Annotated in this window: 12 protein-coding genes; 3 read left to right on the top strand and 9 right to left on the bottom strand. The window is 58.1% G+C overall.

Annotated elements, in window-relative coordinates; genetic code table 11:
- Positions 1–48: 48 nt before the first annotated feature.
- The 4 genes from pstA to AC1MEE_RS26110 form a co-directional block, all read right to left on the bottom strand.
- Complete coding sequence (gene pstA, locus AC1MEE_RS26125) at positions 49–1,665, bottom strand: phosphate ABC transporter permease PstA (protein WP_480416348.1); 1,617 nt, start codon at positions 1,663–1,665, stop codon at positions 49–51.
- Between the two features lie 68 nt (positions 1,666–1,733).
- Positions 1,734–3,767, bottom strand: a complete 2,034-nt coding sequence (locus AC1MEE_RS26120; protein WP_480416347.1) for an ABC transporter permease subunit — start codon at positions 3,765–3,767, stop codon at positions 1,734–1,736.
- 424 nt (positions 3,768–4,191) lie between these two features.
- A complete protein-coding gene (locus AC1MEE_RS26115; protein ID WP_480412378.1) occupies positions 4,192–5,193 on the bottom strand; it encodes a phosphate ABC transporter substrate-binding protein PstS family protein in 1,002 nt (333 codons plus the stop codon).
- 169 nt (positions 5,194–5,362) lie between these two features.
- The gene (locus tag AC1MEE_RS26110; protein ID WP_480412377.1) at positions 5,363–6,664 is read right to left on the bottom strand and encodes an MFS transporter; all 1,302 of its coding nucleotides are present in this window, start codon (positions 6,662–6,664) and stop codon (positions 5,363–5,365) included.
- A gap of 352 nt (positions 6,665–7,016) precedes the next feature.
- Here AC1MEE_RS26110 and AC1MEE_RS26105 point away from each other — a divergent pair, with 352 nt between their 5' ends.
- Both AC1MEE_RS26105 and AC1MEE_RS26100 read left to right on the top strand, forming a co-directional pair.
- Entirely contained in the window at positions 7,017–7,418 is a 402-nt protein-coding gene (locus AC1MEE_RS26105) for an acyl-CoA thioesterase (RefSeq protein WP_020291610.1), read from the top strand.
- A gap of 82 nt (positions 7,419–7,500) precedes the next feature.
- Positions 7,501–8,400: a D-hexose-6-phosphate mutarotase gene (locus tag AC1MEE_RS26100; RefSeq protein WP_480412376.1), complete on the top strand. Its 900-nt coding sequence runs from the start codon at positions 7,501–7,503 to the stop codon at positions 8,398–8,400.
- Between the two features lie 4 nt (positions 8,401–8,404).
- Here the strand turns inward: AC1MEE_RS26100 and AC1MEE_RS26095 are convergent, their stop codons facing one another.
- The 4 genes from AC1MEE_RS26095 to purE all read right to left on the bottom strand — a co-directional run bounded on the left by AC1MEE_RS26095 (position 8,405) and on the right by purE (position 10,992).
- A complete protein-coding gene (locus tag AC1MEE_RS26095; protein ID WP_480412375.1) occupies positions 8,405–8,938 on the bottom strand; it encodes a DUF3299 domain-containing protein in 534 nt (177 codons plus the stop codon).
- Between the two features lie 84 nt (positions 8,939–9,022).
- On the bottom strand, positions 9,023–9,268 hold the full coding sequence (locus AC1MEE_RS26090; protein WP_480412374.1) for a GlsB/YeaQ/YmgE family stress response membrane protein: 246 nt from the start codon (positions 9,266–9,268) through the stop codon (positions 9,023–9,025).
- Positions 9,269–9,408: 140 nt separating this feature from the next.
- The gene (locus AC1MEE_RS26085) at positions 9,409–10,491 is read right to left on the bottom strand and encodes a 5-(carboxyamino)imidazole ribonucleotide synthase (RefSeq protein ID WP_480412373.1); all 1,083 of its coding nucleotides are present in this window, start codon (positions 10,489–10,491) and stop codon (positions 9,409–9,411) included.
- 9 nt (positions 10,492–10,500) lie between these two features.
- Entirely contained in the window at positions 10,501–10,992 is a 492-nt protein-coding gene (gene purE / locus AC1MEE_RS26080) for a 5-(carboxyamino)imidazole ribonucleotide mutase (protein WP_027902272.1), read from the bottom strand.
- A 426-nt stretch (positions 10,993–11,418) separates the two neighbouring features.
- On the opposite strand from purE, the gene AC1MEE_RS26075 reads away from it, so the two are divergent.
- Positions 11,419–12,060, top strand: a complete 642-nt coding sequence (locus tag AC1MEE_RS26075) for a hypothetical protein (protein WP_480412372.1) — start codon at positions 11,419–11,421, stop codon at positions 12,058–12,060.
- A 38-nt stretch (positions 12,061–12,098) separates the two neighbouring features.
- Here the strand turns inward: AC1MEE_RS26075 and AC1MEE_RS26070 are convergent, their stop codons facing one another.
- Entirely contained in the window at positions 12,099–13,010 is a 912-nt protein-coding gene (locus AC1MEE_RS26070; RefSeq protein WP_480412371.1) for a LysR substrate-binding domain-containing protein, read from the bottom strand.
- Between the last annotated feature and the right edge of the window lie 176 nt (positions 13,011–13,186).

The following is a 13,186-nucleotide window of genomic DNA, read 5'->3' as shown; positions in this document are numbered from 1 at the left end:
CGTTTCATCGAACCGCCCTCCTCGCATGAGTGGGCGGCGCTTTTCAAATCAGCTATCCAGCGCTTTGTACTTCTCGCGCAGGTGGTTACGAATGGCCACCGCAGACAGGTTGAGCAAGGCGATCACCAGCACCAGCAACAGCGCCGTGGCGTACACCAGCGGCCGTGCGGCCTCGACGTTCGGGCTCTGGAAGCCGACGTCATAGATATGGAAGCCCAAGTGCATGATTTTCTGGTCAAGGTGCAGGTACGGGTAATTACCGTCCACCGGCAGCGACGGCGCCAGTTTCACCACGCCCACCAACATCAACGGTGCCACTTCACCAGCAGCGCGGGCGACCGCCAGAATCATGCCGGTCATCATTGCCGGGCTGGCCATAGGCAGCACGATTTTCCACAAAGTTTCTGCTTTGGTCGCACCGAGCGCCAGCGAACCTTCGCGAACGGTGCGTGGGATACGTGCCAAACCTTCTTCGGTGGCAACGATCACCACGGGTACCGCCAGTAATGCGAGGGTCAGCGACGCCCAGAGCAAGCCTGGCGTACCGAAGGTCGGTGCCGGCAAGGCTTCGGGGAAAAACAGCCGATCGACCGAACCGCCCAACACATAAACAAAGAAGCCCAGGCCGAATACCCCGTAAACGATCGCCGGCACCCCGGCGAGGTTGTTCACCGCAATACGGATCAGTCGGGTAACCGGGCCTTGCCGCGCGTATTCGCGCAGATAGACAGCAGCCAGTACGCCGAACGGGGTGACGATCACGGCCATGATCAGGGTCATCATCACGGTACCGAAAATCGCCGGGAAGATCCCGCCCTCAGTGTTGGCTTCACGCGGGTCTTCGCTGAGGAATTCCCACAACTTCTTGAAGTAGAAGCCGAGCTTGGTGAAGGTGCCCATGGCGTTGGGTTGATAGGCGTGAACCACTTTACCCACGCTGATCTCGACTTCTTTGCCGTTGGCATCGCGGGCCGTCAAACTGTCGCGGTTGAACGCCTCGTGCAGCGCGCCCAGTCGCCCTTCGATGTTTTTGTAACGGGCATCCAGCTCGGCGCGCTCGCTGTCCATATCCGCTTGGGCGGCGGCATTGAGCTTGCCATCGAGTTCCAGCTTGCGTTTGTGTAGACGCAGACGTTCGATGCCATAGTTGATGGCGCGAATGTCTTTCTTCTCGAGTGCGCTCAGCTCATCGGCGAGCTTTTCGACGCGCTTGATCTGCTCTTGAAGAATGGGCCATGCCGCTTCACCTTCAGCAATGACTTTACCGTCTTCCTTGACGTTGACCAGGTAGCCATAGAAGTTGCCCCACTCGCGACGCTCCAGCGTCATCATCTCTGGCGGCGTGCTTTGCTCAGTCAGCCATTCACCGACAACCCAGGTGAAGTCGCTCGGGTTGATGTCACGGTTACCGACCTTGAGCAGCTCGCGGGTCATGAATTCAGGGCCGACATCGGGTACCGGAAGACCTGCACCCTTGAGGCGTGCTCGGGGCACCTCCTCCTTTTGCACCACTTCACCGATCAATACGTGGCTGGCCTGATCGGGCACGCTGTACTGCGTCAGCACCACGTCTGCCGGCCAGAAATTGCCCAGGCCACGCACGGCGATCACCAACAGCAAGCCCAGGGTCATGATGACGGCGATGGACACCGCGCCCGCGCTCATCCAGACGCCAGGGGCGCCGCTCTTGTACCAGCTCTTGAGGGAGTTCTGTTTCACAGCTTCTACCTTCCTTAGAGAGACGAGTATTTCTTGCGAAGACGCTGACGAATCAGCTCCGCAAGCGTGTTCATCACGAAGGTGAACATCAGCAACACCAACGCCGCGAGGAACAACACTCGATAGTGACTGCCGCCTACTTCTGACTCTGGCATCTCCACCGCGACGTTCGCCGCCAGGGTGCGCATGCCTTCGAACAGGTTCATGTCCATGATCGGGGTGTTACCGGTGGCCATGAGCACGATCATGGTTTCGCCGACAGCGCGGCCCATGCCGATCATCAAAGCCGAGAAGATGCCTGGGCTCGCGGTCAGGATCACCACCCGCGTCATGGTCTGCCACGGCGTCGCACCGAGGGCCAGCGAGCCCAGGGTCAGACCGCGCGGCACACTGAATACGGCGTCTTCCGCGATGGAGTAGATGTTCGGAATCACCGCGAAGCCCATCGCCAGCCCGACGACCAGCGCGTTGCGCTGATCGTAGGTGATACCCAGATCGTGGGAGATCCACATGCGCATGTCGCCGCCGAAGAACCAGGCTTCCAGGTGCGGGCTCATGCCCAGCGACAGCCAACCCACCAGCAATACCACAGGAATCAGGATCGCCGCTTCCCAACCATCAGGTACCCGCAGACGGAACGACTCAGGCAAGCGGCTCCAGAGAAAGCCCGCCAGCAGAATGCCAATCGGCGTCAGCAGCAACAGGCTGAAAATCCCCGGCAAGTGTCCTTCCAGATAGGGTGCCAGAAACAGACCGGCGAAGAAGCCGAGAATCACCGTCGGCATAGCTTCCATCAACTCGATCACCGGCTTGACCTTGCGGCGCATGCCCGGTGCCATGAAGTAAGCAGTATAAATCGCAGCGGCAATCGCCAGCGGCGCCGCCAGCAGCATCGCGTAGAACGCCGCCTTCAAGGTACCGTAAGTCAGTGGCGCCAGGCTCATCTTGGGCTCGAAGTCACTGCTCGATGCCGTGGACTGCCAGACGTACTTCGGCTCGTCGTAGTTTTCGTACCAGACCTTGCTCCACAGCGCGCTCCACGAAACTTCCGGGTGCGGGTTGCTCAGGGCCAGCGGCAGCAACTTGCCGCCTTCTTCGATGATGATCCGGTTGGCACGCGGCGACAGCGCCAGAACACCTGGGCCTTCTGCGACCTGATCAACCAGCAGCGTACGATGCGCGGTGCTGTGGAACACACCGAGCTTGCCGGAGGCGTCCAGGGCGACGAAGCCTTTGCGGCGCTCTTCGCCGATGATTTGCACGATCGGCGTGGTGCCCATCTGGAAGTCGCGAATGTGCGTGAGGCGCAGCTCACCGTCCGTATCGCGGGCCATGAACCATTGGGCCAGACCGCCCTTGGAGCTACCGATGATCAGTGAAACGCCGCCCACCAATTGCGTGCTGGCGGTGACTTCAGCGGTGCCGTCTTCGAGCAGCTTGTAGCGACCGTTGAGGCTGCGATCACGCAGGCTGAACACGTCGGCCTGAGCGCGACCGTTGATCACGTACAGCCATTGCTGGCGTGGATCGATAAAAATCGCTTTGACCACTTCGGTCATCTGCGGCAGTTCGATGCGACTCTGCTCGCTGGTGGTCTCGCCGGTCATCATGTTTTCTTCCTGAGTCAGGGAGAGCACATGCAATTGCGCGCCGGTGGAGCCTGCGACTACCAACACTTTTTCAGAGGCGTTGAGGCTGACATGCTCCAACGGCCGACCTTGCTCATCCAAGTTCAGCGCAGCTTCGCCGAACGGGTAGGTAATGGACGGGGCGATGGTCTTTTGGTTGTCCGGGTAGGTGATCAGGTAGTTGTGCTTGAACACCAGCACCTGGCCGTTGGACAAGCCCAGCACCATCAGCGGGTTGCCTGGCTGATCCTCACCGATAGAGGTCACGGTTGTACCGGCCGGAATCGGCAAGGCAACACGCTTGAGCTCGACACCATCATTAGTGCGGAAGAACAGCGCTTCACCTTTATCGGAAACCCGCAGACCAATCTGGTTCTGCTCTTCGATGGCGATTATCAGCGGCTTGCCCGCGTCCTGCATCCAGGTCGGGCTGAGTGCGGTATCGGGTGTCAATTTAGCGCCCTGGAACAATGGCGCGACCACATAGGCGAGGTAGAAAAAAATCAGAGTGATGGCCGCCAATACGGCCAAGCCGCCGACCAGTACATACCATTGAGTCAGTCGGTCTTTCAGAGCGCGTATACGACGCTTGCGTTTCAGTTCAGGCGTATTGAAGTCAATTCGCTCAGGAGGGGACTTTTGAGTCATGGTGGAGTTGGCCAGATCATTCATGCGCTCACCCTAGCGGTCCTTTATGACAAAAACATTACAGTATAGAGACGCAAAAAATCCGCCGCCCAAAGATACTGGCAGCGGACCTAGAAATTAGTAGCGGGACCCCGTCAAACAGATCCCGCTTAGAGGTTTAAATCAGGGCAAAACAGCGCTCACCCCGACTCAATCCTTACTTGGCAACTACACCAGCAGCGCCTTCTTGCAGACCCAGGTCAGCCAGTGCTTTTGCAGCAACCTTGGCTGGCAGCGGGATGTAACCGTCTTTGATCACGATTTCCTGACCCTGTTTGGACAGGACCATTTTCACGAACTCGGCTTCCAGCGGTGCCAGAGGCTTGTTCGGCGCTTTGTTCACGTAGATGAAGAGGAAGCGCGACAGTGGGTATTTGCCGTTCAGTGCGTTTTCTTCGCTGTCTTCAATGAACTCGGTGCTGCCTTTCTTGGACAGAGCAACGGTTTTCACGCTGGACGTTTTGTAGCCGATACCCGAGTAGCCGATGCCGTTCAGCGAGCTGCTGATCGAGCTGACAACCGAGGCCGAACCTGGTTGTTCGTTAACGTTGGCGCGGAAGTCACCTTTGCACAGCGCTTCATCTTTGAAGTAGCCGTAGGTGCCGGATACCGAGTTACGACCGAACAATTGGATCGGCTTGTTCGCCAGGTCGCCGGTCACACCGACATCACCCCAGGTCTTGGCTTCGGTTTTGGCGCCACACAGACGGGTCGCGGAGAAAATCGCGTCCACTTGCTCCATGGTCAGGTGCTGAATCGGGTTGTCTTTGTGGACGAAGATAGCCAAGGCATCGACCGCGACCGGGATTGCGGTTGGCTTGTAGCCATACTTCTGTTCGAAAGCCGCCAGTTCGGTGTCTTTCATTTTGCGGCTCATAGGGCCCAGGTTCGAGGTGCCCTCAGTCAGCGCAGGTGGCGCAGTGGCCGAGCCAGCAGCTTGAATCTGAATGTTTACGCTTGGGTATTCTTTCTTATAGGTCTCAGCCCACAAGGTCATCAAGTTCGCCAGGGTGTCGGAACCAACACTGGAGAGATTGCCGGAGACACCGGCGATCTTGGTGTAGCCCGGAATAGCCGGGTCAACCGCGGCAACCGCGCTGGCGGTGGCAACACCTGCGGCGACAAAAGTCAGAGCCGCCATCAATCGCTTAAATGTCATACCTTGCTCCTAGCAAAATGTTGTATGTGTTGAGTCGGGGGCAAGTATCTGAGTGCCGTGTGAACACTCTATGAAAGCAATGTGACAATTAGATGAAAGGCCATCACCGGTTTTCGGTGATGGCCTTAACAAGGAGAGAAGGCACAGCGGGCTTGGCTTTGCAGGCCTTTCAGACAGTCGCTGAAGGCTGATTTCGTAACAAGTAGAAACCTATTAGCATCCCCATGACACACAGAACGGCGACATACCACGCCGGGCCCATTGGGCTGGCCTTGAGCATAAAGGTCACCACCATCGGCGTCAGACCGCCGAATATCGCATACGCCAGGTTGTAGGAGAACGACAGCCCCGAGAACCGCACCACCGCCGGAAACGCGCGGACCATCACAAACGGTACCGCGCCGACCACACCGACAAACAGGCCGGTCAAGGCGTACATCGGGAACAGCCAGTCTGGATGAGCCTGCAGGCTGTGATAGAAGGTCCACGAGCTGAGCAGCAACCCCAGGCAGCCAAGAATGAACACCCAGCCCGCGCCGACACGATCCGCCAGGGATCCCGCCCCAATGCAACCCAGGCTCAGGCAGACAATCGCCAGACTGTTGGCTTTGAGCGCCGTCGCCGGAGAGAAACCATAAACAGTCTGCAAAACCGTCGGGGTCATCAGAATGACGACGATGATCCCGGCCGACAGCATCCAGGTCAGCAGCATCGACAGCAGGACCGCCCCGCGATGGTCGCGCAGCACGGTCTTCAGCGGCACTTCTTCGGCCAGAGCCTTGCGCAACTGCAACTCGGCGAAAACCGGCGTCTCGTGCAGCCAGCGGCGCAGGTAAACAGAAAGCAGACCAAATACCCCCCCGAGCAGGAACGGAATCCGCCAAGCGTAATCCAACATTTCCTCGGTGCTATAAAGGCTGTTAATCAGAGTAGCGACCAGCGAACCCAGCAGGATGCCGGCAGTCAGCCCCGCAGTCAGCGTGCCGCAGGCGTAGCCGATGCTGCGCGGCGGCACATGTTCGGACACGAATACCCTGGCGCCGGGCACCTCCCCACCAATCGCAGCACCCTGGATAACCCGCATCAACAACAGCAGGATCGGCGCCCACAAGCCAATCTGTGCATAAGTCGGCAGCAAGCCCATGATCAAGGTCGGTACGGCCATCATGAAAATGCTCAAGGTGAACATTTTCTTGCGCCCCAAGAGGTCGCCGAAGTGCGCCATGACGATGCCGCCCAGCGGCCGGGCCAGGTAACCGGCAGCAAAAATGCCGAAGGTCTGCATCAGTCGCAGCCACTCAGGCATTTCAGCCGGGAAAAACAACTTGCCAACGACGGTGGCGAAGAACACGAAAATGATGAAGTCGTAGAATTCCAGCGCACCACCCAAGGCAGAAAGCGACAAGGTCTTATAGTCGTTACGGGTCAACGGGCGCGAGGGCTGCGCAATACTTGAGGACGCAGTGGACATAATAAGGGCTTCTCTTGGGATTGATGAGCATCAGCAACGCTGGCTGAGGCTTGTTCGATAGGGAGAAAATTCCGGTGCAGGCATCAAATTGCCTGTCAAACCTACGATCAAGGCAGATCAGGTTCGGCAAGATAGCAAACTCTCGGCGAGCAAACAGCGCCGCGCTGTTGCAAAATAGGAGCCCGGCGGTCGTCGTGTGACGCGTCGCCCGATATACTCGCAGACCGTATTGACGGCCTGTCATGGATTGCTGTGCAAAATCGTTGCTGAATGGAGTGCAGCCGCTTTCGCAGAGTTTTCCCTGTTAACCGCGCGTAAAAACCAAGAGTCATGGGTCAGAGGCACCCTAGGCATGATCGAACTTGAGCAAGAAGATCCGATACCGCAAGGCGATTTGGCTTTGCAGATTACGGCATTACCCCGTGAAACCAACGGCTTCGGCGATATCTTCGGCGGCTGGCTGGTCTCGCAGATGGATCTTGCTGGCACCGCCATGGCGAGCAAAGTTGCCGGTGGCCGGGTCGCGACAGTGGCCATTGATCGCATGGCGTTCCTGGTTCCGGTAGCGGTCGGGGCACAATTGTCCTTTTATACCCAAGCCTTGGAAATCGGCCGCAGCTCGATCCAGATGATGGTCGAGGTGTGGAGCGATGACCCACTGTCCAGCGAATGGCGCAAAGTGACCGAAGCGGTATTCGTGTTCGTCGCCATCGATGGCAGTGGTCGCACTCGCTCGGTGCCGGCACGGCGTTAAGCCTGGGCACCGGTCTGTTGGGGTAAACTGTTGGCCATTACACGGTCTACTTCTATCACTGTCCTTGAGTGAGAACCCCCGCATGCCAACGCCCCATGTCGAATCCGTCAAACTCGATGAGCTGAACTGCTGGCGTATCCGCCACGGACAGGCCGAGTTGCTCGTCGCCCAGCAAGGTGCACACATCCTCAGCTATCAAATTGCCGGCGAACCGCCGCTGATCTGGCTCAACGAACAGGCCGCATTCAAGCAGGGCAAGCCGATTCGTGCCGGAATTCCAGTGTGCTGGCCGTGGTTCGGCAATCTGCAGCGCAATCCTGACAGCGTGCAAGCCATGCGTCAGAGCAGCGAGCCGGCCAACGCCCATGGCGAAGTTCGCGCGCTGGACTGGCAACTGCTGGGCATCGGCAATGAAGGTGAAGCGCTGCTGGTGGAGTTTGTACTGCCCGAAGCCGAAGGCCAATTACCGGGCTGGCCACATAACGTCGCACTCAAGCTGAGCATTCGCCTGGATGCGAAATTGAACGTCAGCCTCATCAGTTACAACAATGGCACCGACGTCGTCACGCTCAGCCAGGCGTTGCACAGCTACTTCGCGGTAAAGGATGTTCGGCAGGTTCACATCGAGGGCCTTGATGGTCTTCGTTATGTCGAAACCCTCGAGAACTGGGAAGAGCGCCAACAGACCGGCGACCTGCACTTCACTGGCGAAACCGACCGTGTGTACCTGAATACGCCACATCAGCTCAGCATCGTCGATCCGGGCTGGCAGCGGCGGATTCAGGTCCAGACCAGCGGCTCACAGTCGGCGGTGGTCTGGAATCCCTGGATCGAACGGGCAAAGAACCTGCCTGACATGGCTGATGATGGCTGGCAGCACATGGTGTGTGTCGAAACCGCAAACGTGTTGGGCGATGTGGTCACCTTGGCACCCGACGACATGCACACCCTGAGTGTCAGCATCTGGGCCGAGCCGCTTTAAAGGCTTAGAGGTCCGATTCGACCACCACGCGGACCTTCGACGCATCAAGCGCGTAGGCCGCGTCGGCGAGATCATTACTGACCTTCTCCACCTTCAGCGTACCCACCACCCATAATGGCGTGTAGATATCATCCAGCTTCAGACCCTGGGGATAACGCACCAGCACCAATTGATTCGGTGGCGGTGGCGGCACATGGATGCACGCGCCCGGATATGGCACGAGGAAGAACAGGGTGCTGCGGCCTTTGCCGTCCGTTTCCAGCGGTACTGGATAACCACCGAGACGGATAGTTTTGCCATTCATGGCCGGTACGGTCTTGGCCGAATACATTACGGCAGGCAGACCTTTACTCTGTTTCAACCCGCCTTTGCTATCAAACGTCCCTTGGGCTTCCGGAGAGTTGTGATCGATTTCGGGCATTGCTTCGAGGGCTTTTTGATCCGACTTGGGCATCAGTTCGAGCCAATCGGTTTCTGGCAGTTCAGCGTGGGCCAGCCCGGAGACCAGCAGCAGCGTAATAAGGAAAAGACGACGCATGGGGAGCTCGGGATTTGGAGTGGTGAACAATGCCGGCATTGTAGCCCTCTCCGTCACAAGACAGAGAGAGCCGCCGAATAACGGTCAGTCTTTTTTGATCATGCCGTAAAGAACCAGCAGAATTATCGCGCCCACCAGCGCGCCGAAGAACCCGGCGCCCTGCCCTGCCTGGTAGATGCCCAGCGCTTGACCACCAGAGGTCGCAGCCAACGAGCCGCCGATACCCAGCAGAATGGTCATGATCCAACCCATGCTGTCATCGCCTGGCTTGATGAATCGCGCCAACAAACCAACGATCAGGCCGATAAAGATGGTTCCGATAATACCCATGCCATTCCCCTCTGTATGAATTGGATATGCCTAGCCTGGTCAGGCGTTGGCATCCTGCCATCAGAGGGCCGCAAGCGATATTGGTTCCGCGCAGAATGAATGCAAAAAACTGTGAGAGCAGGCAAGCCTGCTCTCACGGATTAACGCTTGATCAACGCTTCGACTTTCTTGATCTGCTGATCAAGCGTCGCCCGGTCGGCACAGCGCAAGGTGGCGTGACCGACTTTGCGTCCGACCTTGAACGCCTTGCCGTAGTGATGCAGATGGCAGTCATCGATGACGATGACCTTATCCACAGCCGGCACTTCACCGATGAAGTTGAGCATGGCGCTCTCGCCGACTTTGGCCGTGGAGCCCAATGGCAAGCCAGCCACCGCCCGCAGGTGGTTTTCGAACTGGCTGCACTCGGCACCTTCGGTGGTCCAGTGCCCGGAGTTGTGCACGCGAGGAGCAATCTCGTTGGCTTTCAAGCCACCATCGACCTCGAAGAACTCGAACGCCAGCACGCCGACGTAATTGAGCTGCTTCAACACGCGACCGGCGTAATCCTCAGCCAGCGCCTGCAGCGGATGCTCAGTGCTGGCAATCGACAGACGCAGAATGCCGTTGTCGTGGCTGTTGTGCACCAACGGGTAGAAGCGCGTTTCGCCGTCGCGGCCACGCACGGCGATCAGCGACACTTCGCCACTGAACGACACGAAACCTTCCAGCAGGCAGGCGACACTGCCCAGCTCCGCGAAAGTACCGACCACGTCGGCCGGAGTGCGCAGCACTTTCTGACCCTTGCCGTCATAGCCGAGGGTGCGGGTTTTCAGCACCGCAGGCAGACCAATACTGGCCACCGCGGCATCCAGGTCAGCTTGCGACTGGATGTCGGCGAACGCTGGCGTTGGAATGCCGAGGTCCTTGAACATGCTTTTTTCAAACCAGCGATCACGGGCAATCCGCAACGCTTCGGCGCTTGGGTACACCGGAACGAACTGCGACAGAAATGCCACGGTTTCCGCTGGTACGCTTTCGAACTCGAAGGTCACCAGATCGACTTCATCGGCCAGTTGACGCAGGTGATCCTGATCGCCGTAATCGGCACGCAGATGTTCGCCCAACGCGGCAGCACAGGCGTCTGGCGCCGGGTCGAGAAAAGCGAAGTTCATCCCCAGCGGCGTACCTGCCAGAGCCAACATACGACCCAACTGGCCGCCACCGATTACACCGATCTTCATGGAAAAACCTCAGGCGTCGCGCGGGTCTGGATTGTCCAGGACGCTGTCTGTCTGCTCAGTGCGGAATTTTTTCAGCACTGCATGGAATTGCGGGTGCTTGGCGCCAAGGATACTGGCCGACAACAGCGCAGCATTGATCGCGCCTGCTTTGCCGATGGCCAAGGTAGCAACGGGAATCCCGGCTGGCATCTGCACAATCGAGAGCAGGGAGTCCACGCCCGACAGCATCGACGACTGTACGGGGACGCCCAGCACTGGCAGGTGAGTCTTGGCGGCGCACATGCCCGGCAAGTGAGCAGCACCGCCGGCACCGGCGATGATCACTTCAATGCCACGGGCTTCGGCCTGTTCGGCGTACTGGAACAGCAGGTCCGGCGTCCGGTGGGCTGAGACCACTTTGACTTCATAAGGGATGCCTAGCTTTTCCAGCATATCGGCGGTGTGGCTAAGGGTGGACCAATCGGACTTGGAGCCCATGATCACGCCAACCAGTGCGCTCATCGTCGTGCCTCTTCATTGGGCGCCCGCAGGCGCGTCAAAAAACAACAAGCCACGCGGGAGGGCCGGCGTGGCTTGCTGTACGAATTATGACCGGTCGAACCGGCCAAAGGCCGCGCAGTATACCTCAAAGTGTGGTCAGGGAAGCACCCGCGGTGACCATCTGTCAGCAGGGATTTCCCTGGGGCTGAACGGACTCGATAACACCTGATATCCGGGGCGGAAAAATGTCCTACACACCGCGTACTCAAGTTACTACCTGGCGCGGCGTAAATACAAACTAACAAGTTTTACGCATTCCAGTTTAGCTCTTCTCATGCCCGCGCTACGTTCATCGCCGGCACGGCCCGTACTTGAATAACGTTTGAATGCATTTTCGCGCAACGGCCCTGTACGGACTCATCCCCTATACTTTAACGAGTACCTCTTATGCTAACCGCTCTACGTAAATTCTTGCCGATACTGGCTGCCGTTTTATTGACTGTTTCCACACCCGCTCCAGCACAACAACAGGCCAGTAAGATGCCCCTGTTTTTCTATATCTTTGTGCATGACGATATCCCGAAATCCGAACGGGCCAGCCTCGGCAAGGACTACTTCACCTGGCTGAACAAAGACCTCTATAGCTTTACCGGGCGCCGGGTGTCTGTGGAGATGATTCAGGACACGGCCCCTTTCACCAACTTTCAATACAAGGGTGAAGACGAAGGGGCACGGCTGGCGGCCTGGAAGCGTCAAGTCGACGATTATATTAAAAGCAATAACCTACCCATGACCCCCCGACACAAATACTTGCTCCTGACCAAAGGCCAGATAAACAGCGGGACACGGGGCATTGCCTACGTGAAGCAACACGCTGGTATTGCATCGCTTGCAACCTATATCGCCCCCGCGCACGAAATAGGCCATATGTTGGGTGCCAGCCATGAGTTATCGGAAGTTCAGTTCAACGATGGTTGGTGGTGTGAAACCAATATGATCCCTGTTCGCGTCAACCTTAGGGGCAACTGCTATGTCTATAGTTCAAAAAACAAAGAAGCCATCAACGCCTATTTGAGCGAGACACCCTGACATTTACTGGCTTGAGCGGGATTGAATGCCCAAACACCTCAAGCGCTTCCCTGAGCAGCACCCCCTTCAAGCTTGCGCCACAGCAACCGCACATTGGCCTTACGTACCAGCGCGCAGCGGTACAGGCGAATTTCCAGCGGCACGTGCCATTGCGGGCCGCCACACACCACCAACTCACCGCGCGCCAACTCGGCACGTACGCTGAGTTGTGGCACCCAAGCGATGCCCAGCCCTTCCAGCGCCATACTTTTCAGGCTGTCAGCCATGGCCGTCTCATACACCGTGGTGAAGCGCAGGCTGCGCTGACGCAGCAGCAGATTCACAGATCGCCCAAGAAATGCACCGGCGCTGTAGGCCAGCAACGGTACGCTGGCCTCACCCTCCAGATCGAATAGTGGTTGGCCGTTGGCATCCGCCGCGCAGACCGGCAGCATTTCGGTATGCCCCAGGTGCAGCGACGGAAAGATTTCTGCGTCCATCTGCAGCGCTGCGTCCGGGTCGTAGAACGCCAGCATCAAATCACAGCCGCCCTCGCGCAACGCATGCACCGCATCGCCAACGTTAGTCGCCACCAGCCGCGTGGCAATGTTCAGCCCTTCGTTACGCAACTGGGCGATCCAGCGCGGGAAAAAGCCCAACGCCAGGGAGTGCGCAGCCGCGACTTGCATGACTTCACCCTGCCCGCCTTCCAGGTGATGCAGATGACGCAGCACCTCGCCAAGCTGCTCAACGACAGTGCGCGCCGTCACCAGAAACAGCTGCCCGGCGGCCGTCAGCTCAATGGGCGTGCGCGAGCGATTGACCAACGTCAGGCCCAACGCCGACTCAAGACTGCGGATTCGGCGGCTGAAAGCAGGTTGCGTCACGAAGCGACGCTCAGCCGCCTGAGAAAAACTGCGGGTGGCGGCCAGGGCACTGAAGTCCTCCAGCCATTTGCTTTCAAGATTCATCATGTCCTCCGATTTACTGTAGGAGCTGCCGAAGGCTGCGAATAAGGTCGGCACGACCTTCGGCGACGCCAAGCCTCTATGACCGCTTCGCGGTCAATCGCAGCCTTCGGCAGCTCCTACAAAAAAGCATCTGCTATTTGTTCATACGCTCGTCACAAACTGAACGTCACATCGAC

Source organism: Pseudomonas sp. ASL3 (assembly GCF_056680425.1).
Note: the sequence above shows the minus strand (reverse complement) of the source record. Positions and strands in the feature narration are given on the sequence as shown.